The 25,597-nt window shown below is 71.7% G+C and carries 25 protein-coding genes and 1 tRNA gene; 9 read left to right on the top strand and 17 right to left on the bottom strand.

Annotated elements, in window-relative coordinates:
- Positions 1–4: 4 nt before the first annotated feature.
- Complete coding sequence (locus tag G7063_RS01785; RefSeq protein ID WP_166412815.1) at positions 5–535, bottom strand: FABP family protein; 531 nt, start codon at positions 533–535, stop codon at positions 5–7.
- 274 nt (positions 536–809) lie between these two features.
- Positions 810–1,544, bottom strand: coding sequence for a hypothetical protein (locus G7063_RS01780; RefSeq protein WP_166412814.1), 735 nt, complete (start codon positions 1,542–1,544; stop codon positions 810–812).
- A gap of 185 nt (positions 1,545–1,729) precedes the next feature.
- Here G7063_RS01780 and G7063_RS01775 point away from each other — a divergent pair, with 185 nt between their 5' ends.
- Together G7063_RS01775 and G7063_RS01770 are read left to right on the top strand one after the other, a co-directional pair.
- The gene (locus G7063_RS01775; protein ID WP_166412813.1) at positions 1,730–2,452 is read left to right on the top strand and encodes a response regulator transcription factor; all 723 of its coding nucleotides are present in this window, start codon (positions 1,730–1,732) and stop codon (positions 2,450–2,452) included.
- On the top strand, positions 2,449–3,345 hold the full coding sequence (locus G7063_RS01770; protein WP_166412812.1) for an alpha/beta fold hydrolase: 897 nt from the start codon (positions 2,449–2,451) through the stop codon (positions 3,343–3,345). Before G7063_RS01775 ends, G7063_RS01770 begins: the two co-directional genes overlap by 4 nt.
- Positions 3,346–3,385: 40 nt before the next feature.
- On the opposite strand, the gene nth is transcribed toward G7063_RS01770, so the two are convergent.
- Complete coding sequence (gene nth / locus G7063_RS01765) at positions 3,386–4,114, bottom strand: endonuclease III (protein WP_166412811.1); 729 nt, start codon at positions 4,112–4,114, stop codon at positions 3,386–3,388.
- Positions 4,115–4,218: 104 nt separating this feature from the next.
- Between nth and G7063_RS01760 the strand changes: the two genes are divergently transcribed.
- Both G7063_RS01760 and G7063_RS01755 read left to right on the top strand, forming a co-directional pair.
- Positions 4,219–4,620 (top strand): hypothetical protein, encoded by a 402-nt coding sequence (locus tag G7063_RS01760; RefSeq protein WP_166412810.1) that lies wholly within the window; start codon positions 4,219–4,221, stop codon positions 4,618–4,620.
- Between the two features lie 52 nt (positions 4,621–4,672).
- Complete coding sequence (locus G7063_RS01755) at positions 4,673–5,350, top strand: Crp/Fnr family transcriptional regulator (RefSeq protein ID WP_166412809.1); 678 nt, start codon at positions 4,673–4,675, stop codon at positions 5,348–5,350.
- Positions 5,351–5,530: 180 nt separating this feature from the next.
- Here G7063_RS01755 and G7063_RS01750 read toward each other — a convergent pair whose 3' ends face one another.
- Both G7063_RS01750 and G7063_RS01745 read right to left on the bottom strand, forming a co-directional pair.
- Positions 5,531–6,004 (bottom strand): RidA family protein, encoded by a 474-nt coding sequence (locus G7063_RS01750; protein WP_166412808.1) that lies wholly within the window; start codon positions 6,002–6,004, stop codon positions 5,531–5,533.
- On the bottom strand, positions 6,001–6,168 hold the full coding sequence (locus G7063_RS01745) for a DUF4177 domain-containing protein (protein WP_166412807.1): 168 nt from the start codon (positions 6,166–6,168) through the stop codon (positions 6,001–6,003). Before G7063_RS01745 ends, G7063_RS01750 begins: the two co-directional genes overlap by 4 nt.
- A 132-nt stretch (positions 6,169–6,300) precedes the next feature.
- On the opposite strand from G7063_RS01745, the gene G7063_RS01740 reads away from it, so the two are divergent.
- From G7063_RS01740 to G7063_RS01730, 3 genes are all read left to right on the top strand, one after another.
- Positions 6,301–8,763, top strand: coding sequence for a penicillin-binding protein (locus G7063_RS01740; protein WP_166412806.1), 2,463 nt, complete (start codon positions 6,301–6,303; stop codon positions 8,761–8,763).
- Positions 8,756–9,682, top strand: a complete 927-nt coding sequence (locus G7063_RS01735; RefSeq protein WP_166412805.1) for a metallophosphoesterase — start codon at positions 8,756–8,758, stop codon at positions 9,680–9,682. The genes G7063_RS01740 and G7063_RS01735 overlap by 8 nt, the downstream gene beginning before the upstream one ends.
- 95 nt (positions 9,683–9,777) lie before the next feature.
- Positions 9,778–9,851, top strand: a tRNA-Pro gene (locus tag G7063_RS01730).
- Between the two features lie 213 nt (positions 9,852–10,064).
- Here the strand turns inward: G7063_RS01730 and G7063_RS01725 are convergent.
- From G7063_RS01725 to G7063_RS01700, 6 genes are all read right to left on the bottom strand, one after another.
- Positions 10,065–12,293 carry a glycoside hydrolase family 3 N-terminal domain-containing protein gene (locus tag G7063_RS01725; RefSeq protein ID WP_166415145.1) on the bottom strand — a complete coding sequence of 743 codons (2,229 nt, stop codon included), beginning with the start codon at positions 12,291–12,293 and terminating at the stop codon, positions 10,065–10,067.
- A 2-nt stretch (positions 12,294–12,295) separates the two neighbouring features.
- Complete coding sequence (locus tag G7063_RS01720) at positions 12,296–13,270, bottom strand: ABC transporter permease (RefSeq protein ID WP_166412804.1); 975 nt, start codon at positions 13,268–13,270, stop codon at positions 12,296–12,298.
- A 3-nt stretch (positions 13,271–13,273) separates the two neighbouring features.
- Positions 13,274–14,335, bottom strand: a complete 1,062-nt coding sequence (locus G7063_RS01715) for an ABC transporter permease (protein ID WP_166412803.1) — start codon at positions 14,333–14,335, stop codon at positions 13,274–13,276.
- Positions 14,332–15,132: an ABC transporter ATP-binding protein gene (locus tag G7063_RS01710; RefSeq protein WP_166412802.1), complete on the bottom strand. Its 801-nt coding sequence runs from the start codon at positions 15,130–15,132 to the stop codon at positions 14,332–14,334. The genes G7063_RS01715 and G7063_RS01710 overlap by 4 nt, the downstream gene beginning before the upstream one ends.
- A complete protein-coding gene (locus G7063_RS01705) occupies positions 15,132–15,950 on the bottom strand; it encodes an ABC transporter ATP-binding protein (RefSeq protein ID WP_166412801.1) in 819 nt (272 codons plus the stop codon). Before G7063_RS01705 ends, G7063_RS01710 begins: the two co-directional genes overlap by 1 nt.
- A 92-nt stretch (positions 15,951–16,042) precedes the next feature.
- Positions 16,043–17,746, bottom strand: coding sequence for an ABC transporter substrate-binding protein (locus G7063_RS01700; protein ID WP_166412800.1), 1,704 nt, complete (start codon positions 17,744–17,746; stop codon positions 16,043–16,045).
- A 193-nt stretch (positions 17,747–17,939) separates the two neighbouring features.
- Between G7063_RS01700 and G7063_RS01695 the strand changes: the two genes are divergently transcribed.
- Complete coding sequence (locus G7063_RS01695) at positions 17,940–18,602, top strand: TetR/AcrR family transcriptional regulator (RefSeq protein ID WP_166412799.1); 663 nt, start codon at positions 17,940–17,942, stop codon at positions 18,600–18,602.
- 111 nt (positions 18,603–18,713) lie between these two features.
- Positions 18,714–20,372: a SulP family inorganic anion transporter gene (locus tag G7063_RS01690; protein ID WP_166412798.1), complete on the top strand. Its 1,659-nt coding sequence runs from the start codon at positions 18,714–18,716 to the stop codon at positions 20,370–20,372.
- A gap of 283 nt (positions 20,373–20,655) precedes the next feature.
- Here the strand turns inward: G7063_RS01690 and G7063_RS01685 are convergent, their stop codons facing one another.
- From G7063_RS01685 to G7063_RS01660, 6 genes are all read right to left on the bottom strand, one after another.
- A complete protein-coding gene (locus tag G7063_RS01685) occupies positions 20,656–21,729 on the bottom strand; it encodes a 3-deoxy-7-phosphoheptulonate synthase (protein ID WP_166412797.1) in 1,074 nt (357 codons plus the stop codon).
- Positions 21,730–22,032: 303 nt separating this feature from the next.
- On the bottom strand, positions 22,033–22,692 hold the full coding sequence (locus G7063_RS01680; protein ID WP_166412796.1) for a hypothetical protein: 660 nt from the start codon (positions 22,690–22,692) through the stop codon (positions 22,033–22,035).
- Positions 22,693–22,809: 117 nt separating this feature from the next.
- Positions 22,810–23,547, bottom strand: a complete 738-nt coding sequence (locus G7063_RS01675; RefSeq protein ID WP_166412795.1) for a hypothetical protein — start codon at positions 23,545–23,547, stop codon at positions 22,810–22,812.
- Positions 23,544–24,473 carry an ABC transporter ATP-binding protein gene (locus G7063_RS01670; RefSeq protein ID WP_166412794.1) on the bottom strand — a complete coding sequence of 310 codons (930 nt, stop codon included), beginning with the start codon at positions 24,471–24,473 and terminating at the stop codon, positions 23,544–23,546. The genes G7063_RS01675 and G7063_RS01670 overlap by 4 nt, the downstream gene beginning before the upstream one ends.
- The gene (locus G7063_RS01665) at positions 24,470–24,838 is read right to left on the bottom strand and encodes a GntR family transcriptional regulator (RefSeq protein ID WP_166412793.1); all 369 of its coding nucleotides are present in this window, start codon (positions 24,836–24,838) and stop codon (positions 24,470–24,472) included. The genes G7063_RS01670 and G7063_RS01665 overlap by 4 nt, the downstream gene beginning before the upstream one ends.
- Before the next feature lie 72 nt (positions 24,839–24,910).
- Positions 24,911–25,570: a hypothetical protein gene (locus G7063_RS01660; RefSeq protein WP_166412792.1), complete on the bottom strand. Its 660-nt coding sequence runs from the start codon at positions 25,568–25,570 to the stop codon at positions 24,911–24,913.
- Positions 25,571–25,597: the final 27 nt, after the last annotated feature.

Below are 25,597 nucleotides of genomic sequence, written 5' to 3'. Positions count from 1 at the left end.
CGCGTCACTCCGTGACGCGGTCGAGCTCGGCCGAGGCGTAGTTCTGCAGCGGCTTGCCGAACGCGGCGAGCTCCCACGCCCACAGCAGACGACCCTCGACGAGGCCGTAGATGCGCTTGGACGCCGTGACGTCCGCGCCGGTGCCGGTCCGCGCGATGAAGTCGGAGCCCAGGTCGACGCGACCGTTGCCGATGGCGCCGAGGTAGACGCTCACGCGCCCCGCCGGGTCGGCGAGCAGGACCTCGAGCGACGTCTGCCCCTCGCCGATGCCCTCGAAGGGCTCGGGCGAGATGCGCCAGTAGCCGGTCTCCGTGGACCACACGGTGGGCTCGGCCTCGTCGTCCTCCGCGGGCAGGCGGATCGTCGACTCGTAGCGCAGGTAGGGGCCACCGTCGTGGTCGAACGTCACGTCCTGGACGAACGGCGTCTCCGGGATGTCCGGGTACTTGATGACGCCGGCGCCGGTCCAGCGTCCGACGAGCCAGGCGAGAGGATAGGCCTCGGGGGCGAGACCGTCAGGGAAGGCGAAGGCCACGGTATGACTCCGGTGCAGGTGGAACGGCGGACGGCGAGCTGCTGGTCAGGGCGCCGGCGGCGTCGCCGGCGCCCCGCTCAGCGCTGTCCCTTGTAGAGCCGGACGACGACGAAGCCCGCGAACCAGGTGATGGTCGCGGTCGCGGCGACCAGCAGGCCGATGAACACACCCTCGAGCAGCTCGATATTCATGACCCGATCCTAGCCGTCGTCGGAGCACCGCGCGGGGCCCGTCCACGCGGCCTCGGTCACGTCCGCGCGCGGACGCGACGCGCCTACAGCGCGCCGAGGAGGTCGCCGACGACGTACGCGACGACGCCGAGGACGAGGACGGGCACGACGGCGCTCGCGAGCCCGCCGAGGCGTGATGTCGAGGTGGGGAGCTTCTCGAGGAGCACGTGGAGCGAGGCGGCGAGCACGCCCGCAGCCGCACCGACGACCGCGCCCTCACCGAGCGTCGTCGCGGGCACCGCCGCAGCGATCCCCGTGCCGACGGCCGCGCCGGCAGCGACCGCGATGCCCACGCTCACCCAGCCCTTCCACGGGGCGAGCACGGCGGCGACGCTCGCAGCGGCGAGCGCACCGGCGCTCACGACGACGAGGTCGGGCCCGCCGTCGTGCTCGACGACCGCGACCCAGCCGACGCCGCAGACAGCGACGGCGAGACCAGCGACGGTGCCGGTGAGCGACTCGACGAGCCGGGGCCGCCCGTCCGTGCGCAGCATCTCGACGAGGAAGGCGAGCACGAGCCCGCACGCGACGACGAACGGCAGCGTGCCGAGCTTGCCGTCGCTGAGCTCGACGGCCGCGACCCCTCCGACGCCCACGAGCCCGAGGACGGTCGCGGACCCCGCCGCCCACGGCAGCGAGAGCAGCCGCGGCCAGCCGATCGCGAGGACGAGGACGAGGAGCGTGACGGCCGCCGAGCCGCCGAAGGGCCCGAGGAACGAGGCAGCAGCGAGGAGGGACGCCGCCACGGCCGTCGCGACGGCGCGGGTCGATCTGCTCACTGCACGTCCTGGATGGTCTCGGGCGAGGGGCGTCGGTCGGCGTCCCACGGCCACGGTGTCGTCCGTCGGGACGATCCTGGCCTGGTCGATCTTCCCAGAGATCGGTCGAGCACGACGAATCCGCCGCACCTGCCTGTAATCTCAGCCACGGACCCGCAGGTACGGCAGGCAGGAGGGAGACGGACATGGATCTCCTGCTGCTCACCTCGTCCGCCGAGGCCTCCGCGCAGGTGCTCCCCGCGCTCGGCCTGCTCGGTCACCGCGTGCACGTCGCGCCCGCCGAGCCGTCGGCCCTCCTCGGCACGCAGGACGCGGACGTCGTGCTCCTCGACGCGCGTCGCGACCTCGCAGGCGCCCGCAGCATGTGCCGCGTCATCGCGGCCGCCGGGATCGAGGTCCCGCTCGTCCTCGTCCTCTCCGAGGGTGGCCTCACGGTCGTCACCGCAGAGTGGGGCGCGACCGACCTCCTGCTCGAGCACGCGTCGCCCGCCGAGGTCGAGGCGCGGCTGCGCCTCGCGCTCGAGCGTGCGCGCGTACGCAGCGGGGCGCGCGCCGACGCCGAGGAGATCTCCTCGGGCGACCTCGTCATCGACCCGTCGGGCTACACGGTCAAGGTGCGGGGCGAGCCGGTCGACCTCACGTACAAGGAGTTCGAGCTCCTCAAGTGCCTCGGCGCCCACCCTGGTCGTGTCTTCACGCGCGCCCAGCTGCTCCAGGAGGTCTGGGGCTACGACTACTACGGTGGGACGCGGACGGTCGACGTCCACGTGCGGCGGCTGCGCGCCAAGCTCGGTCCCGAGCACGAGCAGCTCATCGGGACCGTGCGCAACGTCGGCTACCGCTTCGACCCTCCGGCCGCGCGCCGCACCCCGGCAGAGGCCCCCTCCTCGCACGAAGGACAGCAGTGACCGCCGACTTCTCCACCGTCCTCGTCGACGGGCCGTGGCGCCACGGCTTCGTCCCCGCGAACGGCACCCGCTTCCACGTCGCCGAGGCAGGACCTGAGGACGGTCCGCTCGTCCTCCTGCTCCACTCGTTCCCGCAGTTCTGGTGGACGTGGCGCCACCAGCTCGAGGCGCTCGGCGCAGCGGGCTACCGGGCGGTCGCGATGGACCTGCGCGGCACGGGCGCGTCGGACAAGCCGCCGCTCGGCTACGACGTCCTCACACGCTCGCGCGACGTCGCGGGCGTCGTGCGGTCGCTCGGCGCATCGTCGGCGACGATCGTCGGGCACGGGCTCGGCGCGCACGTCGCGTGGTCGATGCCGAGCCTGCAGCCCGCGGTGACCGAGTCTGTCGTCGCGGTCGCGTGCCCGCACCCTGCGCGCATGCACCGGCGCCTGCGCGCGGTGCTCACGCCGCGCGTCGCGCGCTACCTCGCGCTCGTCCAGCTGCCGTCCGTGCCGGAGCGGCAGCTGCGCGACGGCCTCGCGGGACGGATCGTCGCGGACGGGTCGGTCGCACCGCGCCCGGACGACGAGCTCGCGATGTACAACACCGCGATGCAGGTGCCGTTCGCCGCGCACAACGCGCTCGAGCCGCTCCGCTGGATCGTGCGCTCGGCGCCCCGGGTCGACGGCCGACGCTTCCTCTCGGTCGTGCGGAGGCCCGTCGCCGTACCGACGATGCTCGTCCACGGCGCGCAGGACCCGTTCCTGCGCGCGGACGGTATCGAGCTCGACGCGGCAGCGCTCTGCCGCGACTTCCGCTTCGAGATGATCGACGGCGTCGGACACTTCCCGCACGAAGAGGCGCCCGAGCGTGTGTCGGGGCTCCTGCTCGAGCACCTCGGTCGCCTCTAGGTGCGGCGCGCACCTTCCGGGTGCGCATGCGAACCCGGGCTCAGGCCTCCGGGTCGACGATCTCGCCGCGGACGAGCGTCCGCGCGACGTCCGGGTCCTGCTCGCCTACGCCTGACGACGGGCACCAGCGCGCGACCGCGCACGCCCCGCACGCGGGCCGGCGCGCGTGGCACACGCGACGTCCGTGAAAGATGAGCCGGTGCGAGACGAGCGTGAGGTCCTTGCGCTCGAAGAGCGCGCCGATCTCCGTCTCGGCCCGGACCGGGTCCTCCTCGGCAGTCCAGCCGAGCCGCCGCGCCAGGCGCCCGAGGTGCGTGTCGACCGTGAGGCCCGGGACCCCGAACGCGTCGCCCAGCACGACGTTCGCGGTCTTGCGGCCCACGCCCGGCAGCCGCACGAGGTCCTCGAGGCGCGCCGGCACGTCGCCGTCGTGCCTCTCGACGAGCGCCTGCCCGATCCCGACGAGCGAGCGCGCCTTGGCGCGCTGGAAGCCCTTGGGCCGGATGATCTCCTCGACCTCCGCGGCGTCCGCCCGCGCGTACGCGAGCGCGTCCGGGTACGCCGCGAACAGCGAGGGCGTCACCTGGTTGACGCGCACGTCCGTCGACTGCGCCGAGAGGACCGTCGCGACGAGCAGCTCGAGCGGGGTCGTGAAGTCGAGCTCGCAGCGGGCGTCGGGGTGCACGACGCCCAGGACGCGCACGACCTTGCGTGCTCGACGGACGAGAGCGGTCCGCGAGACGTCCGTCCCGAGCCCGGTGGTCTTCATGCCGTGATCCTAGGCGTCGACCAGGTCCAACCCTCAAGATCAGGGCGACGACGGCCGATAGACGATCAGACGTGCACCACGACCATGAAGCTGGAGGCCGCCCGGTGAGCACTCGACCGCTCCTGGACGACACGGAAGCCCTCCGTGCACATCGTCGTGCCCTGCGCGCCGAGATGAACAGGGTCCAGCACTGGCGTCGGCTCCTGCGCGCGCGCATCGACCTCTCGGTGTCCGCGGCCCTCATGCCGGACCGCCTCGGGCTCGTCTCCTCGGGCTCGCTCGCAGACGTCGCGCCACCCGACCACGTGCGCATGACGACGCTCGTGCGCGGCGACCTTCCGGCCTCCGCGGTCCTCGACATCGAGCAGCTGCGGGACCTCGAGGGCGAGGTCCAGGAGTACGGTCGCCGGGTGCGTTCGGAGCTCGAGCGGGTGACCGAGGAGCTCGTCCAGCGCCTCACGGACGATCTCGACACGGTGCCTGCGCGTCTGTCGCCGCTGTTCTGAGGCATGATGGTGTGCGTTGGGGCACACACAACCGACCCGATGGGACAGAACCGTGGACGACTCCGTCATCCTCTCCGCTCCCCTCTTTGCCGGGCTCGACCCGCAGGAGGCGCAGCCACTTCTCGATGCACTCACCCCTGTCCACCTCGCACGCGGTGAGACGCTCTTCAACGAGGGCGAGCGTGGCGACAGGCTCTACGTCATCTCCGACGGCAAGGTGAAGCTCGGCCGCCGATCCTCGGACGGCCGCGAGAACCTCATGGCGGTCCTCGGCCCGGGCGAGATGTTCGGCGAGCTCTCGCTGTTCGACCCGGGGCCACGCACGCTCACGGCGACGGCAGTCGCGGACACGACGCTCCAGGAGCTCTCGCACGCGGACCTCGTCCGCTGGTTGCAGACGCACCCGGGCATGTCGAAGTTCCTGCTCGGCGCGCTCGCACGTCGCCTGCGCCGCACGAACGAGAACCTCGCAGACCTCGTCTTCTCGGACGTCCCGGGTCGTGTCGCCAAGGCGCTGCTCGACCTCTCGACGCGCTTCGGTCACCCGACCGACGACGGCATCCGGGTCGCGCACGACCTCACGCAGGAGGAGCTCGCGCAGCTCGTCGGCGCGTCGCGCGAGACCGTCAACAAGGCGCTCGCCGACTTCGCGGCGCGCGGCTGGGTCCGCCGTGAGGGCCGTGCGGTCGTGCTGCTCGACATCGCGCGTCTCGAGCGCCGCGCTCGCTGAGCCTCGCTCCTCGCTCGCCGGCTCTGCCGGGAGCGCGTACGTCCGGAAGGGCGCCCACCACGAGGTGGGCGCCCTCGATCGTCCTTCCTCGGCGTTGCTCTCCCCCGCGCGCGCCGACGGCTTGCGACCGTCGGACGGTCGCAAGCCGTCGGCGCGTGCAGGGAACGTGTGCAGCGAGGGTCAGGCGACCTCGACGACGATCTCGACCTCGACCGGCGAGTCGAGCGGCAGCACCGCGACACCGACGGCCGAGCGGGCGTGGACGCCCGCGTCGCCGAGCAGCTCGCCGAGGAACGTGCTCGCCCCGTTGATGACCGCGGGCTGGCCCGTGAAGTCGGGGCGCGAGGCGACGAACCCGACGACCTTGACGACGCGCACGATGCGGTCGAGGTCCCCGACGAGGTCCGCGACCGCAGCGAGGGCGTTGAGCACGGCGGTGCGGGCCAGGTCCGCGGCGACGTCGGGCGCGACGTCACCCTCGCCCGTGCCGACCTTGCCCGTGACGGGCAGCGCGCCGTCGACGAACGGCAGCTGCCCCGAGGTGTGGACGAGGTCGCCCGTGCGCACCGCCGGCACGTACGCCGCGACGGGCGCGGCGACGGGCGGCAGGCTGAGGCCGAGCTCGGAGAGGCGCGTGAGGACGCGCCCGCTCACTTCTCGCCCGTCGGGCGCTTGAAGTACGCGACGACGTTCTCGTTGCCCGCGGGCCCGGGGACGACCTGGACGAGCTCCCAGCCGTCCGAGCCCCAGTTGTCGAGGATCGCCTTCGTCGCGTGGATGAGGACAGGAACGGTTGCGTACTCCCACGTGGTGACCATGCCAGGAGCGTAGCCCTCGACCCGCCGTCGGACACCAGGGTCTCGGTCCGCGAGGCCGCACGCGTGCGTCGTGCACACGATCCTCACCCTCCCGGGCCCTCCCTCCCAGGTGCGCCCACTACCCTGGGAACCATGTCTGCCCAGCGCCCTGCCACCCGTCAGGTCACCGTCCTCCAGGCACTCGGCCTGCTCGCGACGTTCATCCTCCTCGCCGGGGTCGGTGGTCTGCTCACCGCGGGCCTCATCCTGCCCGCGGCCGCGGGGGCGAGCGCAGCGACGAAGACGGCGACGCAGGTGTTCGACGAGCTCCCGACGGAGCTCGAGCCGGGCGAGCCGTCGCAGGCGTCCCACATCTACGCGGCGAACGGCAGGCTTCTCGCGACGTTCTACTCGGAGAACCGCACGGTCGTGGGTCTCGACAAGATCTCGATGGCGATGCAGAACGCGGTCATCGCGATCGAGGACAAGCGCTTCTTCGCGCACGGCGGCGTCGACGTCGAGGGCATGGCGCGCGCGCTCGTCCTCAACGCGGCGACGGGCAGCCAGCAGGGCGCCTCGACGCTCACGCAGCAGTACGTGAAGAACGTGCTCATCGAGGACGCGAACCGTCGGGGCGACAAGCTCGGCGTCGCCGCGGCGCGCGAACCCACGAGCGAGCGCAAGCTCCGTGAGGCCAAGCTCGCGATCGCGATCGAGGACCGCATGACGAAGCTCGAGATCCTCGGGTCCTACCTCAACATCGCCCAGTTCGGCATCTCCGTCTACGGCGTCGAGGCTGCCGCGGGCTACTACTTCGGCACGACGGCGGCGAAGCTCACGCCCGTCCAGGCCGCGACGATCGCGGGCATCACGAAGTCGCCGGGCAAGTACGACCCCGAGCGCAACCCGGAGAACGCGGAGGCGCGCCGCAACATCGTGCTGCGCGAGATGTACACGCAGGGCTACATCTCCAAGGCCGAGTACGACGACGCGCGCGGCCAGAAGATCGCCGACACGCTGAAGATCACGCCGACGAAGCGCAACTGCGAGGCCGCCGGCGGCGCCGCGTACTTCTGCGACTACGTCACGAAGGTCATCCTCAGCGACGAGGCGTTCGGCAAGACGAAGAAGGAGCGCGACGACCTCCTCTACCGCGGCGGCCTCGAGATCCACACGACGATCGACCTCGACATGCAGAAGATCGCGAACAAGGAGCTCCGCAGCTCGATCCCGACGAAGGACGACTCGGGCCTCGGCACCGCGATGTCGGTCGTCGAGCCCGGCACGGGCAAGATCCTCGTCATGGCGCAGAACCGCACGTACGTCGCGGACCCCGAGGGCGCCGGCAAGGGCGCGACGTCCGTCAACTACAACACCGACCAGAACCACGGCGGGTCCCGCGGCTTCCAGGCGGGATCGACGTACAAGGCGTTCACGCTCGCGGAGTGGCTGCGTGAGGGCAAGCCGCTCAACGCGAGCGTGAGCGCGACGCAGAAGAAGTGGCCGGCCGCCACGTGGCGCGCCTCGTGCATCGACAACTACCGGTTCACGAGCGGCGAGTACGGCCCTGGCAACTCCGACGGCCGCGCGAGCGGCCAGACGTCGGTCCTGCGCGCGACCGCGTTCTCCGTGAACACGGCGTACGTCGCCATGGAGTCCCAGCTCGACCTGTGCGGCGTCGCCGAGTCCGCCTACCTCGCCGGCTTCCGTCCGTCGCTCGCGCTCGAGCGTGACGACCCGCCGTCGGACGACAACGGCGTCGAGATCACGCCGTCGATGACGCTCGGCACGCAGAACACCTCGCCCCTCGCCATGGCGAGCGCCTACGCGACGTTCGCGTCGGGCGGCACGTACTGCGAGCCGGTCGCGATCACGAAGATCACGACGGCCGCGGGCGAGGAGCTGCCCGTGCCGCAGGCCAACTGCCGCACGACGCTCGACGCCGAGGTCGCCAACGGCGTCACCTACGCGCTGCAGAAGGTCCTCACGGAGGGCGGCGCGACGCGTGCCCGCCTCGCAGGCGGCCGTATCGCCGCCGGCAAGACCGGCACGGCCCAGCTCAACCGTCACACGTGGTTCATCGGCTACACGCCGCAGCTCGCGACCGCCGTGTGGATCGGCAACCCGGACCGCGACACGTCGATGCAGAACATCCGCATCAACGGCATCCCGTACTCGTACGTCTACGGCTCGACGCTCGCCGCCCCGACGTGGAAGAGGTTCATGGACCAGGCGCTCGAGGGCGAGCCGAACAAGGGCTTCACGGACCCGACGACGAAGACGATCTTCGGCGAGCGTGTCTCCGTCCCGTGGGTCGGCGGCCGTTCGATCGAGGAGGCCACGAAGATCCTCACGGAGGCCGGCTTCTCCGTCTCGGTGAGCCCGGAGCAGGTCAACTCGTCGTACCCGCGCGGCGTCGTGGCGTACACGAACCCGTCGGGAACGACGACGGCCGGCTCGCTGGTCACCCTCCACATCTCCAACGGCGAGCCCGAGGTCGTGGAGGAGCCCGAAGACGACGGGGAGAGCGGTGTCGACGACGGCCGTCCCGACCGTCCCGGGCGCCCCGACCGTCCGGGACGGCCCGACAACGGAGACAGCGGCTCCGGTGACTGACCTGCGCAAGGCCCTCGGCCTCGCTGCCCTCGCGGGTGCCGGGGCCCTCGTCTGGGCGCGGGTCGAGGCCGAGGCCTTCACCGTCCGGCACGTCACCGTCCCCGTCCTGCCGTCGGGGGCCGCTCCGCTACGGGTCCTGCACGTCTCCGACCTCCACCTCACGCCGTCCCAGCACCGCAAGATCGCCTGGGTACGGTCGCTCGCGGAGCTCGCTCCGGACCTCGTCGTCACGACGGGCGACAACTTCGCCCACCTCGACGCGCTCGAGCCGCTCATGGTGGCCCTCGGCCCGCTCACGGCGTTCCCGGGCGTCTTCGTCATGGGGTCCAACGACTACTTCTCGCCGCTCGCGAAGAACCCCGCGCGGTACCTCATGCCGTCGTCGCGGCGCCCGCAGACGTCGGTCACGCGGGAGCCCGACCTGCCGACCGCGGCGTTCGCTGACCGGCTCACGGGTGCGGGCTGGCTCGATCTCGACAACGCGCGGGCGCGCCTGCGGCTCGGTGACCTCGAGGTCGCGTTCGCGGGACTCGACGACCCGCACATCGCACGTGACCGTCTGCCCGCGCCCAACGCCTCGGTGACCGACGGCGCCGACCTGCGCCTCGGCATCGTCCACGCGCCCTACGTGCGCGCGCTCGACGCGCTCACGGAGGACGGCGCCGACGCGGTCATCGCGGGCCACACCCACGGCGGCCAGCTGTGCATCCCGGGCTTCGGGGCGCTCGTGACGAACTGCGACCTCGACCGGGGGCGCGCGAGCGGGCTCCACGGGTGGCCGGGACCGCGGCCCGACGAGTTCGGCGGGCACGGCTCGGCGTGGCTGCACGTGTCGAACGGCGCGGGAACCAGCCCGTACACGCCGTTCCGGATCGCGTGCCGGCCGTCGGCGACGCTCCTGACGTTCGTCGCGCGCTGACGCGGCTTTCCTGCGCGAGCCGCAGAACTCCGCCGGTTTCGTGTTGGGGCCGCCCGTCGGCTAACATAGGCGAGGTTCGTTCGTGGACGGACCACCGGGGTGTGGCGCAGCTTGGTAGCGCGCTTCGTTCGGGACGAAGAGGTCGCAGGTTCAAATCCTGTCACCCCGACCGGTAGAGAAGGCCCTCCCACCCGCAGAGATGCGGGAGGGAGGGCCTTTCTCGTCACCTGGCGCGCGGGGTCTGACCCGCGCTTCCCCGACTCGTAGCGCCCCAGCACACACCCGCGGTGTGAAGCGACGCCACGAGTCGGGCACAGCACGGCCCTCCTGCCAGCGGGGGTCTGGCAGGAGGGCCGTGGGCTGTGCGTCGTTCTTCGCGCGACTACTTCACCGTGAAGCCGGCACGCAGCAGCGCCTCGTCGCGCGAGGAAGGCCCGACGAGCAGCTCGAACGCGCCCTGCTCGACGATGCGGCGGCCTTCGGCGTCGACGATCGTGCACGCCGACGCGGGGATCGCGACGTCGACCACGACGGTCTCGCCCGGGGCGACGTGCACCTGACGGCTGCCCTTGAGCTCCTTGTCCGCCCAGCTCACCGACGTCACGACGTCGGAGACGTACACCTGGACCGTCTCGAGAGCCGGCCGAGCGCCGGTGTTGCTGAGCGTCACGTGCGCACGCACGACGTCGTCAGCGGTCACGACGCCCGTCTCGACGACGAGGTCGGAGTACTCGACCGTCGTGTACGAGCGTCCCTCGCCGAACGCCCACGCAGGCGACTGCGTGAGGTCGGCGTACCGGTCACCGTGCTGGCCACGGATCTGGTTGTAGTACGTCGGCTGCTGGCCCACGTGACGCGCGAACGAGATCGGCAGTCGGCCAGACGGTTCCGTCGCGCCGAAGACGATCTCGGCGAGCGCACGGCCGCCCTGCATGCCCGGGCTCGCCGCCCAGACCACCGCGGCAGCGTCAGCGACCGACGGCGGGAGGACGAGCGGCTTGCTGGCGAGCAGAACGACGACGACGGGCTTGCCCGTCGCGATGACCGCGTCGATCAGCGCGACCTGTCCGCCGATGAGCTCGAGCGTGGCCGTCGACCGACCCTCGCCGACGAGCTCGATGCGGTCGCCGACGACGGCGACGACGACGTCCGAGGCCTCTGCGGCTGCCACGGCCGCAGCAAGCTGCTCCTCGTCGATCGGCGCCGGGGCGACGACCGGCGGGCGAGGCTGCCCGTCCGGGAAGGTGTCTCCCGCGGGGTTCGGGATGAGCTCGAGGATGTCCGCCCCGCGGGCGTGGACCACCTCGGAGCCCTCGGGGGCGAGCGAGCGCAGGCCGTCGAGGACGGTCGTGATCATCTCGCGCGGGTGGCCGTCGGGCAGCCAGTCGACCTGCCCGGACGAGCCGGCCCAGTCGCCGAGCTGCGTCTGCGCGTCGTCGGCGAGCGGCCCGACGACCGCGATGCGGGCGGGCGCGTCCGCGGCGAGCGGGAGCGTCCCGTCGTTCTCGAGGAGCACGAGCGACCTGCGTGCGACCTCGAGGTTGAGGTCGGCGTGCGAGCCGATGACCTCGGAGATCCGCTCGTCGGACGGACGGCGCGGGTTCTCGAACAGCCCCAGCTCGAACTTCAGCGTGAGGATGCGGACGACCGCGGCGTCGAGGTCCGACGCGTCGAGCAGCCCCTGGGCGATGGCGTCGAGCGCGCCCTCGTAGAAGCCCGGCGTCGTCATGACCATGTCGTTGCCGGCCTTGACGGCGGCTGCGGCGGCGTGCGTGATGTCCGGCTGGACCTTCTGCTCCCACACCATTCGGCCGACGTTGTCCCAGTCGGTGATGAGCGTGCCGGTGTAGCCCCACTCGCCGCGCAGCACGTCGGTGAGCAGCCAGTCGTTGACCGTGATCGGGACACCGTCGGTCGTCTGGTAGCCGAGCATGAAGGTGCGGCAGCCCTCGCGGGCGACGCGCTCGAACGGCGGCAGGAACCACGAGCGGAGCTTGCGGCGGGAGATGTCGGCCTCGGACGCGTCGCGTCCGCCCTGCGTCTCGGAGTAGCCGGCGAAGTGCTTCGCCGTCGCGAGGATCGCGGTCTCGTCGGTGAGGCCCTCACCCTGGTAGCCGCGGACCATCGCGGAGGCGAGCTCGCCGATGAGGAACGGGTCCTCGCCGAACGTCTCGTCGACGCGGCCCCAGCGCAGGTCGCGTGCGATGCACAGCACGGGCGAGAAGGTCCAGTGCATGCCGGTGGCCGACGCCTCGACGGCGGTCGCGCGGGCCATGCGCTCGATGAGCTCCGGGTCCCACGACGCGGCCATGCCGAGCTGCGTGGGGAAGATCGTCGAGCCCTCGTAGAACGAGTGCCCGTGGATGACGTCCTCGCCGACGAGCAGCGGGATCTGCAGCCGGGTCTGCGCGGTGAGGTCGTGCGCCTCGCGGACACGCGCGGGAGACGTGTGGAGGATCGACCCGGCGTGCTTGTCGAGGATGTGCTCGCGGACGCCGTCGCGGGCGTCGAGCTGCATCATCTGGCCGACCTTCTCCTCGAGCGTCATGCGGCCGAGGAGGTCTGCGACACGGTCGGCGACCGGCAGATCGGGGTTGAGGTAGGGATCCATGGTCACGAAATCTCCGTCGGGTTCTGGTGGGCGCGGACGACGGTGACTGCGTTCCGCACGTCGAGCCCCTTCTTCTTCATGGCGCGGGCGCGCTCGCCCGCCGACCGCAGGCGCGGGTTGATGTACTCGTCGATGCCGAAGTTGAGCAGCGCGAGGGCGACGCCGATCGCGGCGATGCACAGGCCCGGGGGCAGGTACCACCACCACTGGTTCTGGATGAACGCCCCCTGGGCGGACGCCCAGTTGAGGATCGTTCCCCAGTTGTAGGCGTTGACCGGGATGACGCCGATGTACGAGAGCGTCGTCAGGCCGAGGATCGCGGCGGTGACGGAGCCGACGAACGACGAGGCGATGATCGCCATGAGGTTCGGCAGCATCTCGACGCCGATGATCCGGTGGAGCCGCTCGCCGTTGAGCTTCGCCGCCTGGACGAAGTCACGGTTGCGCAGCGACATCGTCTGCGCGCGCAGGACGCGCGCGCCCCAGCCCCAGCCCAGGAGGCCGAGGACCGTGGCGATCAACCACAACGGCGGGTTGGTGAAGCGCGAGGCGATGATGATGAGGATCGGGATGCCGGGGATGACGAGGAAGACGTTCGCGAGGGCTGACAGCGCCTCGGACCGCCAGCCGGGCAGGTAGCCCGCCAGGACGCCGACGATGATGGCGATCGTCATCGTGATGACCGCCGTGAGCGCGCCGACGATGACGACGCCGCGCGTGCCGTAGATGACCTGGCTGAGGACGTCCTCACCGAGGTGCGTCGTGCCCAGCCAGTGCTCGGCCGACGGGGCCTGGAGACGTGCCCTCGGGTTGATCTGCGTCGGGGAGAACGGGGCGAGCTGCTCCGCGAAGACCGCGACGAGGACGAAGAACGCGAGGATCGAGAGACCCGTGATCGACTTGGCGTTGCGGAACATCGCGAAGGCCTGGCCGATCTTGGCCGTGCGCTGCCGTGCGTTGAGGTGCGTGCTGGACATCGGTCATGCCTCCGACTGACGGGTACGAGGGTCGAGGACCGCGTAGACGAGGTCTGCGACGATGTTCGCGACGAGGACGGCGAGCACGATGACGAGGAAGCCGCCCTGCATGAGGGCGTAGTCCTTCGCGTTCGTCGCGTCGAGGAGCATCTTGCCGACGCCCGGGTAGGAGAAGACCTGCTCGACGATGATCGCGCCGCCGACGATGAAGCCGATCGACAGGGCGAACGACTGGATCTGCGGGAGGACGGCGTTCCGTGCCGCGTAGCGCCACATGACGCGGCGGTTCGGCATGCCCTTGGCCTGCGCGACGGTGATGTAGTCCTCGTCGAGGACGGTGAGCATCATGTTGCGCATGCCGAGCATCCAGCCGCCGAGCGACGCGATGACGATCGTCGCGAGCGGGAGGACGCCGTGCTTGATGACGTCTCCGATGAACTCCATGTTGAAGCCCGGCACCTGCCCGACGCCGTACGCCTTGCCGATGGGGAACCAGCCGAGGCCGACGGAGAAGACCGAGATCGCCATGAGGCCGATCCAGAAGTACGGGACGGTCGAGAGGAACGTCGTGATGGGGATGAGGGCGTCGAGGCTCGAGCCGCGCCTCCACCCGACGTACGCACCGCCGACGGTGCCGATGACGACCGCGGCGAGGGTGGCCATGCCGATGAGCCCGATGGTCCAGGGCAGTGCGGAGGCGACGACGCCGCTCACCGGCTGCAGGCCGTGGGTGATCGCGACGCCGAGGTCACCGCGGGCGAGCATCCCGAAGTAGTCGAGGTACTGCTGCCACATCGACTTGTCGGAGTCCAGGCCGAGGAGCGCACGCAGCGCGTCCGCGGCCTCGGGCGAGATCTCCCGGTTGCGCGCGAGGTAGTTGTCGACGGCGTCGCCCTTCATCATGCGCGGCACGAAGAAGTTGATGGTGAGCGCGGCCCACAGGGTGAAGAGGTAGAACGCGGCGCGCTGCCCCAGGAAGCGCCACGGGACACGCGCCCGGGCCTTGGTCGCCCGCGTGGCGGTGGTGCCCTCGGCGACGACCTCCACTGCATCGGTCGTGGTCATGAAGCACCTCCAGCGCGCTCGGCGAAGAAGCGCTCCGGGTCGGGCGAGGCCCCACGGAGAGCACGGGTGTAGGGGTCCTGCGGGCGCAGGATGACCTCGTCGGCCGGACCGTGCTCCACGATGCGCCCCTGGTTGAGGACGATGATCTCGTCGGAGAAGTACCGCGCCGTGGCGAGGTCGTGGGTGATGTAGAGGACGCCGAGGCCGTCAGCCTGCCGGATCTCGGCGAGCAGGTTGAGGACGCCCATGCGCAGCGAGACGTCGAGCATCGAGACGGGCTCGTCGGCGACGAGGAGCGTCGGGCGCGGGGCGAGCGCGCGAGCGATGGCGACGCGCTGACGCTGGCCGCCCGAGAGCTCGTGCGGCCGGCGGTCGATGACGACCTTCGGGTCGAGGTGGACCTTCTCGAGCAGGCGATGCACCTCCGCCTCGATCTCGTCGTCGGGGACGACGCCGGACAGTGCCAGGGGCCGCTCCACGTGGTGGCGGATCGTGTGGTACGGGTTGAGGGAGGCGAACGGGTCCTGGAAGATCATCCGCAGCTGCTGCCGGTAGGCACGCAGGGCCGCGCCGCGCGTGGGGACGGGCTTGCCGTCGAGGAGCACGGAGCCCTGGGTGGGCCGCTCCATCTGGGTGAGGATCTTCGCGACGGTCGACTTGCCGGAGCCGGACTGCCCGACCATGCCGATGCACTGTCCGGTCGTCAGCGTGAAGGAGACGTCGGACAGCGCGTTGATCGCGCCGGCTCCGCGCACGCGGTACGTCTTGGTGACGTTGCGGATCTCGAGGGTGGTCATCAGCGCACCTTCTTCTCGGCGGTGAGGCGCGGGAACGACGACAGAAGCTTCTTCGTGTAGTCGTGCTGGGGGCGGAACCAGATGTTCTCCGCGGTGTCCTGCTCGACGATCTCGCCGTCCTTCATGATCGCGATCCGGTCGGAGATCTCGAGGAGCAGCGGCAGGTCGTGGGTGATGAAGACGACCGAGAACCCGAAGGCCTCGCGGAGGTTGGTGATCTCGCGGAGGATCTCCCGCTGGACGAGCACGTCGAGCGCCGTCGTCGGCTCGTCCATGACGACGAGCTGGGGGCGCAGCGCGAGCGCCATCGCGATCATGATGCGCTGACGCATGCCGCCGGAGAGCTCGTGCGGGTAGCTCTTGATGCGCTGGCCGCCGACCTTGACGATGTCGAGCAGCTCGACGACGGCGGCCGTGCGCTGGGCCCGCGTCATCTGCGGGCGGTGCACCTCGAAGACGTCGGCGAGCTGGGAACCGATCGTGGCCACGGGGTTGAGGGCGTTCATCGCGCCCTGGAACACCATGGAGATCTTGTCCCAGCGGAACGACATCATCGCGTCGGCCGACAGACCCAGGACGTCGGTGTCGGTGCCGTCCGCGTCGTGCCAGACGACGGACCCGCCAGGGATCGTCGCCGGGGGACGCAGGAGCCGCTGGATGCCGTAGGCGAGTGTCGTCTTGCCGCACCCGGACTCGCCGGCGAGTCCGAGGATCTCACCGCGGTGGAGGGTGAGGGAGACGTTCTTCACCGCCTCCACGGGCGGGTCGACCTCGTACACGACCGAGAAGTCGCGTATCGAGAGCAGGGGATCTTTCACGAGGGGAACCTTCCAGGGGTCGTCAGCCGTGCGACGGACAGCGGGCCGGGGTGGCCGGTGGGCCACTCCGACCCGCTGCGTGATGTGGTCCGTCAGGAGACGGGCTTGAGGTTCTGCAGGACCATGGTGATCTCGGCCTGCGTCGGGTCGGCCGAGGCGTACATGTTGTCCGTCGTCGGCCAGCCCGTGTAGGCACGCTCGTTGAACAGGCCGATGAGCGGGTGCGCGCCGAGCGGGATCGCCGGGACGTCCTTGACGAACGCCTGCTGGATCGTCGTCATGGCCGCGAGTCGGGCGTCGTCGTTGTCGGCGGTGGCGTAGGCAGCGAGCGCCTCGTCGACGGCCGGGTTGTTGTAGCGACCGAAGTTGAACTGCGCGGTGTCCTTCTTCGTGTCGATCCAGCGGGTGCCCATCATCGAGTCGTAGACGCCCCAGGCGCCCTCACCGTCGAGCCAGTGGATGATCGCGTCGAACGTGGCCTTCTGACGGGCCTCGTCCCAGCCGCCCCAGTCGGGCTGGTCGATGGTGACCTCGATGCCGAGCTGCTTGAGCTCCTCGGCGAGGAGCGCCTGCTCGGTGTTCCAGTCGGACCAGCCGGCGGGGACAGAGACGGAGAAGGTGACCTTCTCGCCGTCGGGGTCCACGAGCGCCGTGCCGACACCGGTGTAGCCGGCGTCCGTGAGGATCGTCTTGGCCTTCTCGACGTCGACCGTGTAGACCTGCCCGGCGAACTCGCCGATGACGTCCTTCTGGAGCGACGGGCCGAGGCCCGTGACGGAGTCGACGACCGCGGAGGCACCCTCACGGGCGACATCGACGTACCCGGAGCGGTCGACCGTCCACGCGAGGGCCTGGCGGAGCGCCGGGTTGTTGAACGGCTTGCGGGTCATGTTGAGGAAGAGCGTCCCGGCGCCGGCCGTGGGGGTGATGAGCTGGCGGTTCGCCTTGTCGACGCCGAGGAACGACGCCTGGATCTGCGGGAGGAACGCCTGGGCCCAGTCGGCGTCGCCGGTGGCGAGGGCGGTCGTGAGGGCCGCGTTGTCGCCGTAGGAGACGTAGTGGAGCTCGGGGACGGCGAGCGCGCCGCCCCACCAGTCGGGGTTGGCCTTGAGCGTGACGGCCTGCGTGGTCCACGACTCGAGCGTGTACGGGCCGGTACCGACCGCCTCGCCCTCGCCGGTGAGCGGGGCCGTCGACGGGTCAGCGAGGTTGTCCCAGACGTGCTTGGGAACGATCGGGACGTGGAGGACAGAGGCGCGCTTGACGAACTTCGAGTCCTTGAACTTCAGGGTGGCGGAGGTGCCGTTGACCTCGGCACCGAGGTAGTTGAGGGCGGCCGAGTCGGTGAGGCGGCCGCTGAGGTACATGTCGAAGGTGCCGACGATGTCCGCGATGGTGAACGGCTTGCCGTCGTGCCACTTGACGCCGTCGCGCGCCGTGACGGTGAGCGCGGTGTAGTCGGCGTTCCACTCGACCTTCGAGGCGAGGCGCGGGGTGACGACCGTGCTGTCGGCCGTGTTGACGAGAGCCATCGTCTCGAACATCACCTGGCGGTAGCCGTACTTCGAGGCCGAGGTGTCGCCGAGGAAGGGGTTGTGGGACTCGGTGGTGATCGCGCCGTCGGGCTTGGCGATCGTGAGCGCCACGGTGCCGGTGCCCTTGGTGCCGGTGTCCGTGCCGCCGGGGGTCGCGCTACCGGTGGTGGGGGTGCCGTCGGTGGCGGCACCCCCACAGCCGGCGAGGAGGAGAGCTGCGGCCGTGGCAAATGCCGCCGCGGCCTTCTTGGGTGACTTCATCGTCGCTCCTGTGTCGGTTCGAGCCCCGTCGTCGGGGTCGTTGCCAGGTTGGGTGACTACAACTTACTGTCGAGAAAGTAAGATGGGAAGTCGACAGGGTCACAGTTCCGCAACGACAATGGGACCCACCCCCGCGCGCAGCCCCTGACCCGCGGTCCGCCGCCCCTGCACCACAACGAGATGAGTTCTCACCTTGGCCGCCTCGCCCGCCCGCAAGTCGCTCGCACCCCGACCCGAGACGGCGCAGCGCCGCGAGGAGATCCTCCGAGCAGCTATCGCGACGTTCGGCGCCAAGGGTTACAAGGGGCCGCTCAGCGACATCGCCGAGCAGGTCGGCATGACCCACGCCGGCGTGCTCCACTACTTCGGCTCGAAGAGCGCGCTGCTCCTCGAGGTCCTCAAGTTCCGCGACGACGAGGATGTCGAGGACCTCCCCACCCGACACATCCCCGGCGGCGTCGGCCTGTTCCGCCACCTCGTCAAGACGGCGTTCCTCAACGCGCAGCGCGCCGGCATCGTCCAGGCCTTCACAGTGCTCTCCAGCGAAGCCGTCACGGACGGCCACCCGGCCCGGAGCTTCTTCGAGGAGCGCTACGCCAACCTGCGCGTCGAGGTCGCCGCAGCGTTCCGCTCCATGTGCGCCGACGAGGGCGTCGACGCTCCCGAGACGGTGGACCAGGCCGCCGCATCGATCCTCGCCGTCATGGACGGCCTCCAGATCCAGTGGCTCCTCGACCCCACCGCCGTCGAGCTCGGAGCAGCCTCCGAGTTCGCCATCGAGGCGATCGTCGCGCAGGTGCTCGACCCGCGGACGACGCCCGTGTCCGCCGTCGCCACGAGCGAGAGCGCGGGCTGACCCCGGCCCGTCGGGGTACCAGACGTCCCACGAATCAGCGTCGGCCGCGACCTAGCCTGGGGCAGAAGGAGTGACCCCGTGCGTCACTGACCCACGCACGCAGCCCACCCGATGACCCGCACCTCCGCGCCAGAGCGCGCACCCCGCAGCACACCCACCACCAGCCCCGGCCGCTGGTCGCACGTCCCCGCCGACCTCCTCGCCGGTGTGACCGTCGGCGTCGTCGCGCTCCCCCTCGCCCTCGCGTTCGGCGTGAGCTCGGGCGTCGGCCCCGCCGCAGGCCTCGTCACCGCGGTCGTCGCGGGCATCGTCGCCGCCGTCTTCGGCGGCTCACGCGTGCAGGTCTCCGGGCCGACGGGCGCCATGGCGGTCGTCCTCGCACCTCTCGTCGCCGTCCACGGCGCCGGAGCCGTCCCGCTCGTCGCCGTCATGGCCGGCCTCATGGTCCTCGGGCTCGGCCTCGCACGGCTCGGCCGCGTCGTGACCTTCATCCCGTGGCCCGTCGTCGAGGGCTTCACGCTCGGCATCGCGACGATCATCTTCCTCCAGCAGGTGCCGGCGGCCGTCGGCGTCGGCGCGACCGCCGGGCAGAACCCGCTCGTCGCGGCGATCGACGTCGCGGGCCGCGCCGGCCCCGAGGCCCTGTGGACGCTCGGCACCGTCGCCGTCGTCGTCGCGCTCATGCTCGTCCTGCCGCGCATCTGGGCGGCGCTGCCCGCGTCGCTCGTCGCGATCATCGTCGTCACCGTCACCGCCGAGCTGCTCGACGCCCCCGTCGCGCGCATCGGCGCGCTGCCCGACTCCCTGCCCGCGCCGTCGATCCCCGGGGTGACCCCCGCGCTGCTCACCGAGCTCGCCGGTCCCGCGGTCGCCGTCGCTGCGCTCGCCGCGATCGAGTCGCTGCTCTCCGCACGCGTGGCCGCGACCATGCCGTCCGACACCCTCACCGACGAGGCCCGCCGCTACGACCCGGACCGCGAGCTCGTCGGCCAGGGCCTCGCGAGCGTCGCCGCCGGGCTCTTCGGCGGCATGCCCGCGACCGGCGCGATCGCGCGCACCGCCGTCAACGTGCGCGCCGGCGCACGCACACGCCTCGCCGCCGTCGTCCACGGCCTCATCATCCTGCTCGTCATCTACGCCGCGACCGGCCCCGTCGGGCAGATCCCGCTCGCTGCGCTCTCGGGCGTGCTCATGGTCACCGCGGTGCGGATGGTCGACGTCCGCGCCGTGCGGACAGTCCTGCGCTCGACGCGTGGCAGCGCCCTCGTCCTCGTCGTCACGGCCGTCGTGACGATCGCGGTCGACCTCGTCCAGGCGATCGTCGTCGGCCTCGCGGTCGCCGCCCTGCTCGCGCTGCGCGCGCTCTCGCGTGCGGCCGTCGTCCACCGGCAGCCGCTGCCCGGGCCTGCGGTCGACGGCGACGACCACATCGCGCTGTTCCGGCTCGACGGCTCGATGTTCTTCGGCGCGGCCGACCGCATCGCGGAGACCGTGCAGCGCGACCACGCCGCGCGCGTCGTCGTCCTGCGGCTCTCGGGGCTGCGGCTCGTCGATGCGACGGGCGCGCACGCGCTCGCCGAGCTCGTCGCGACGCTCGAGCGAGCCGGCGTCACGGTGCTCGTCAAGGGCGTGCAGGAGCAGCACAGGCCCGTGCTCACGCGGGTGGGGGTGCTCGACGAGCTCGCGAGCGAGAGTCACCTCTTCGACGATCTCGACGCGGCGATCGAGCACGCCCGCGACCACGTCGCCCGCCCCCGGACCGACTCGTAGCGCTCCTGCACACTCCCGGAGCGTGCAACGACGCGACGAGTCGCGGGTGGGAGCCGGCGCAGCGGGCCAGGAAGCGTGAAGGCCCGCCTCGCGCCGGAGCGCGAGACGGGCCTCAGGGGGTGGTGCACGGCGAGCCGTGTCCCTCTCGAGACGGCACCGCGAGCGGTGCCGCTGTCCCGGTCGACCCGCCCCCTGCGTCGGGTCGTACACGCGACGTCCCCATCATGCCGTATGGATGGTCTTCTGACGACACGGGTCCACGATCAGGACGACCGCCGCGCGATCAGGCGTCGCGACGCGCCCGCACGTCCGCGGCAAGGCCGCGGAGCAGCTCGGCGGTCGTGCCCCAGTCGAGGCACTCGTCGGTGACGGACCGGCCGTAGACGAGGCCCGACGGCGCGGGCTTCTGCGCTCCGGCGACGATGAACGACTCCATCATGACGGCGGCGATCTCGCGGTTGCCGGCGGCGACGGACGCGCCGATCTCGCGGACGACCTCCGCCTGGCGCTCCCAGGACTTGCCCGAGTTGCCGTGCGACGCGTCGATCATGAGGCGTCGGCCGAGGCCCGAGGCCTCCGAGACGTCGAGCGCGGCCGACACCGAGGCGTCGTCGTAGTTGGGGCCGCTGCGGCCGCCGCGCAGGATGACGTGGCAGTCGGGGTTGCCCGCGGTCGCGACCGCGGCCGCGCGCCCCTGGGAGTCGATGCCGAAGAACGTGTGCTCGGCGGCCGCGGTGATGCAGCCGTCGACCGCGATCTTCACGTCGCCGTCGGTCGCGTTCTTGAAGCCCACGGGCATCGAGAGGCCGGACGCGAGCTGGCGGTGCACCTGCGACTCCGCGTTGCGGGCGCCGATCGCGCCCCACGTCACGGCGTCCGCGATGAACTGCGGGCTCGTCGGCTCGAGGAACTCGCACGCCGCCGGGACGCCCTCGTCGAGGACGCCGAGCAGCACCTCGCGCGCGAGGCGCAGGCCGCGGCGGATATCGTGCGTGCCGTCGAGGTCGGGGTCGTTGATGAGCCCCTTCCAGCCGACGGTCGTGCGCGGCTTCTCGAAGTACACGCGCATGACGACGCACAGGTCGGCCTCGAGCTCGGGCACGAGCGCCGCGAGGCGCTGCGCGTAGTCGAGCGCGGCGTCCGCGTCGTGGATGGAGCACGGGCCGACGACGACGACGAGCCGGTCGTCCTCGCCTGCGAGCACGCGACGCACCTCGTCGCGCGAGCGTGCGACGAGCTCGGCCGCGGTCCCCGTGAGGGGGAGATCGGCGAGCATCTCGGCGGGCGCGGGCAGCGGGTCGAGCTCGCGGACACGCAGGTCGCTCGTCGCGGGGGCGAGCGGGGTGGTGGCGGTCATCGGTCGTGCTCCTCGGTCGTCGTGGGGTGTCGGTGCCTCGTCATGGGCCGAGTCCCGTCGCCGCGGAAGCCGTCCGTCTCATGACGAAGGGCCCGGACGCGATGCGTCCAAGGCCCTGTGCTGGCTCCGGTGGGGAAGTTGTCGGTCAGGCGCACGCCCGCGAGGCCCCACCAGGAGCCTGCGTAAAGCGCCAATACCGACGGATCTGCATGTGAGCGAGGCTAGCACGCGCGTCTTGCCTGCCGAAAAGGGCGTCCACGTGCTGGTCCGCACGTTCCCGGATCGCGGCCGGAGGCGCGGCGATCAGCAGCCCCACGCCGCGCCGGGCGAGAGGTCCGCCGTCGTCATGAGGAAGAGCGTCTGCGGGATCTGCAGCGTCTGCGTGCGCGTGACGCCGAGCGTCGTCACGTCGACATCGATCGTGCTGATGCCCTCTGCGACGCCCGCGCTGTACATCACGGAGCCGTCCGACGACCCGCACGCCCACATCGGCCGCGCCTCGATCTTCACGCGCTCGCCCGGCTCGAGGCGCAGCGACCGCACCGGCTCGCCGGTCGTCACCGTGCCCCCCTCGGGCGCGACCCGCGTGAGGAGGACTCCTGCGCGGCGCAGGTCATGGATCTCCCCGGCCGCCACCTTCGAGGCGACGGTCACCGGAAACGGCCCGTCGTTGCGGATGTCCCACGCGTACGCGGTGTCGTCCGGACCCGTCGGGTCCGTGACGACGACGGCGAGGTTCTCCGCGGGGAAGCGCGCCGTGTCCTCGTAGAGACTGCCCCAGACGGAGCCGCTGTGATCGAGGCGCGGCGTCGTCGCCCACACGCCTGCGGCCGCGAGAGCAGCCACGGCCACCATCGCGACGACGACGATCACGACGCGGCGGACCGGCGACCGGCGACGTCCGGGATCCGCAGGCGACGCACCGGTCTCGTCATCGACCCTCACCTCGTTCGAGATGCTCATACCGGGATGCTCCCGGAGGTTCGGACCGGGGTCAAGGTCTGCCGCGGCGACGAGGCAGCGGCACGGGCCGCCCGCAGGCGCCCCGTGCCGCACACCCGTCGGAGGCTCGGCTCCACGTCACCGCACGGGGGCGTCCCGCCCCACGAGCCACGCGCCCCACCAGGCGGCGAGCGTCGCGGCGACCCCTCCGACGAGGACGACGAGCCAGGCGCGGGCGTCGGGCGCCGTCGAGCCGTCGACCGCAGCCCGCTCGAACGCCCAGAGGGCGAGCCCGCCGGGCAGGAGCGTGAGCGGGAGCGCGAGCGTCCCGAACCACCCTCCGAGCCTGCGGAACGCGAGCCCGACGAGCGCGCCGGTGGCGAAGAGCGCGACCGAGGCGACGACGTGGACGAGGAGCGCGAGCCACAGTCCGCTCCCCGCGGCGTCGAGCACGCCGTCGACCGGGGCGACCTCATGGCCGAGCAGCCGCACGACGGTGTCGCGCAGGACGAGCAGCGCCCAGCTGGCGATGCCGAAGGTCACGCCGACGCCGACCGCGGACCACCGTCCGCCTCGCAGGAACGTGCGCCGGGTGCCGCCGGCGACCAGGTGGAGCGTCGCCGTCTGGCTCGTGAGGACGATGCCCATGACGAAGACGAACACCCACGGGGCGCCGAAGCTCCCGGAGGCCGACCGTGCACCAGCCTCGTCGACAGCGACGAACACCACCGTGAGCACCGCGAGGACGAGGACGTAGATCACCCAGAACCACCCGCCGACCCACCAGGCGGAGGCGACGGTGTTGACGGTGACGGCGCGGGTGGCGCGCCGCTCGGCGGCGGCGACGAAGGTCGCGCGGTCGAGGGTCGCGGTCATCGCTGCTCCTCGGGGTCGACGGTGGCGCCCGTGGCGCCGCCGGTGAGGTGGACGAAGAGGTCCTGGACGGAGACGCCCCCGACCTCGAGGCCCGCGGCGCGTGCGGCGTCGCGCTCGGCCGCGGTGAGGGCGCCGTCGAGCGTCACGCGAGTCGTGGCGCCGAGGCTCTGCCGTGCGAGCACGGGGCGGTCCCCCGCGGCGCGGTGGACCTCGGCCGTCGGGCCGGTGAGGGTGACGCCGCGGGCGCGGACGTCGTCGGCGCTCTCGGCGAGCAGGACCTTGCCGCGGTCGAGCACGACGACGTCCTCGAAGAGACGTTCGGCCTCGCCGATGAGGTGGGTCGACAGGACGATGGTGCGGGGGTGCTCGGCGTAGTCGGCGAGCAGCGCGTCGTAGAAGGCGTAGCGGTGGGCGGCGTCGAGGCCGAGGTAGGACTCGTCGAGCAGCGTGAGGGGCGCTCGGGAGGCGAGGCCGACGACGATGCCGAGGGCAGAGCGCTGACCGCGGGAGAGGTTCTCGGGATGCGTGCCGAGATCGAGGCCGAAGAGACCGGCGAGATGGTCGGCGAGGTCGCCGTCCCAGCCGGGGCGGACCTCGGAGTGGTAGGCGAGGGTGTCGCGGGCGGCGGTCCCCTCCCAGTGGTCGCCGCTCTCGCGGACGAGCTGGGTCCCGGTCGCGGTCCAGGTGTTCTCGAACGGGTTCTCGAGGGCTCCGTCGGGCCCGACGAGGACGCGGCCGGCCGAGGGGCGGCGCCACCCGGCGAGCAGCGCCCCGAGCGTGGACTTGCCTGCGCCGTTTCGGCCGAGGAGGCCGGTGATGACGCCGGGGCGGATCGTGAGGTCGAGGTCGTCGAGCGCTGGGGCCTCGCCGCGGCGGTAGCGCAGCGCGACGCCCTCGAGCCGGGCGCCGAAGGGCTGGGTGGTCATCGGGGTTCACCTCCGAGGGTGGTGCGGACGTGGTCGACGAGGTCGTCGACGGGGATGTCGAGGAGCGCGGCCCGTGCGAGCGCGGGATCGAGGACGTCGACGTAGAACGTGCGTCGGTGCTCGGCCAGCAGGGCGGCACGGGCTCCGTCGGCGACGAACATGCCGATGCCGCGTCGTTTGACGAGGAGCCCTTCGTCGACGAGCCCCGCGTAGGCCTTCGCGGCGGTCGCGGGGTTGAGCCGGAAGGTCGTCGAGAGCTGGGTCGTCGACATGACCTGGTCGCCGTCGGCGAGGTCGCCGGCGAGGATCTGCGTGCGCACCCATGTCGCGATCTGCACGTAGATCGGTTCGGGTCCGTCGAACATCACGACCTCCCTGTTCGCTAGTTCATTACTTGAGTAATGAACCATGGAACCGAGGCGGACGTCAAGTGTGGGTCAGCAGCCCCACTCCGGACCAGGGTCGAGGTCGACCGTCGTCCTCAGGAACAGTCCCACCGGCAGCGCGATCGTCTGCGTCCGCGTGACCCCCTGCGCCGTCACGTCGACGTCGACGCTGTCGATCCCGAGGAGCGTCCCCGCCACGAACGGGGCACACTCCCACAGCGGCCGCAGCTCGAGCTTCGCGGCCTCCCCCGGCTCGAGGCGGATCGTGGGACCCGGCTCGCCGGCAGCGTCCGTCCCGCCGGCCGCGTCGAGGGGCGTGAGGACGACGCCCGCACGCCGGGCATCGCGAGGTCTGTCGACCGTCGGGTGCGAGGCGACCGTCACCGCCGACGACCCGTCGTTGACGATGTCGAACACGTACGCCGTGCCGTCCGGACCCGGATCCGTGAGGACGTACCGCAGCTCGCCGTCGATCGGATCCTCCGTCTCGACGTACGCGCTCGGCCAGGTCGTCCCGGCGACAGCGACGTGCGGCGTGGCACGAGGCCGCGCCTGCCACCACACGCTCGCGGCCAGAGCCGCGACCAGGAGGAGCACGCCGGCGACGGCCAACCATCTGGCGCGGCGGCCTGGCAGCGCCGTCGTCACGACGCCCGCCCCGGCCACGTCAGGCACGGCTGCCTCAGGCGCGGCACCATCGTCGCTCGTCATGCCCGCATCGTCGCGGACCCGCGCACC

It is taken from the genome of Sanguibacter sp. HDW7, from assembly GCF_011300875.1.
In the GTDB taxonomy this organism is placed as follows: Bacteria; Actinomycetota; Actinomycetes; order Actinomycetales; family Cellulomonadaceae; genus Flavimobilis.
This window is presented reverse-complemented; position numbering and strand designations above follow the sequence as displayed.

Excerpts from the sequence above, each read along its gene's own strand:
- G7063_RS01775 (WP_166412813.1), top strand. The coding sequence starts at position 1,730 with ATGGATCTCCTGCTGCTCACCTCGTCCGCCGAGGCCTCCGCGCAGGTG.
- nth (WP_166412811.1), bottom strand. The coding sequence starts at position 4,114 with ATGAAGACCACCGGGCTCGGGACGGACGTCTCGCGGACCGCTCTCGTC.
- G7063_RS01745 (WP_166412807.1), bottom strand. The coding sequence starts at position 6,168 with ATGGTCACCACGTGGGAGTACGCAACCGTTCCTGTCCTCATCCACGCG.
- G7063_RS01740 (WP_166412806.1), top strand. The coding sequence starts at position 6,301 with ATGTCTGCCCAGCGCCCTGCCACCCGTCAGGTCACCGTCCTCCAGGCA.
- G7063_RS01725 (WP_166415145.1), bottom strand. The coding sequence starts at position 12,293 with ATGGATCCCTACCTCAACCCCGATCTGCCGGTCGCCGACCGTGTCGCA.
- G7063_RS01720 (WP_166412804.1), bottom strand. The coding sequence starts at position 13,270 with ATGTCCAGCACGCACCTCAACGCACGGCAGCGCACGGCCAAGATCGGC.
- G7063_RS01715 (WP_166412803.1), bottom strand. The coding sequence starts at position 14,335 with ATGACCACGACCGATGCAGTGGAGGTCGTCGCCGAGGGCACCACCGCC.
- G7063_RS01710 (WP_166412802.1), bottom strand. The coding sequence starts at position 15,132 with ATGACCACCCTCGAGATCCGCAACGTCACCAAGACGTACCGCGTGCGC.
- G7063_RS01700 (WP_166412800.1), bottom strand. The coding sequence starts at position 17,746 with ATGAAGTCACCCAAGAAGGCCGCGGCGGCATTTGCCACGGCCGCAGCT.
- G7063_RS01690 (WP_166412798.1), top strand. The coding sequence starts at position 18,714 with ATGACCCGCACCTCCGCGCCAGAGCGCGCACCCCGCAGCACACCCACC.
- G7063_RS01685 (WP_166412797.1), bottom strand. The coding sequence starts at position 21,729 with ATGACCGCCACCACCCCGCTCGCCCCCGCGACGAGCGACCTGCGTGTC.
- G7063_RS01680 (WP_166412796.1), bottom strand. The coding sequence starts at position 22,692 with ATGAGCATCTCGAACGAGGTGAGGGTCGATGACGAGACCGGTGCGTCG.
- G7063_RS01675 (WP_166412795.1), bottom strand. The coding sequence starts at position 23,547 with ATGACCGCGACCCTCGACCGCGCGACCTTCGTCGCCGCCGCCGAGCGG.
- G7063_RS01670 (WP_166412794.1), bottom strand. The coding sequence starts at position 24,473 with ATGACCACCCAGCCCTTCGGCGCCCGGCTCGAGGGCGTCGCGCTGCGC.
- G7063_RS01665 (WP_166412793.1), bottom strand. The coding sequence starts at position 24,838 with ATGTTCGACGGACCCGAACCGATCTACGTGCAGATCGCGACATGGGTG.
- G7063_RS01660 (WP_166412792.1), bottom strand. The coding sequence starts at position 25,570 with ATGACGAGCGACGATGGTGCCGCGCCTGAGGCAGCCGTGCCTGACGTG.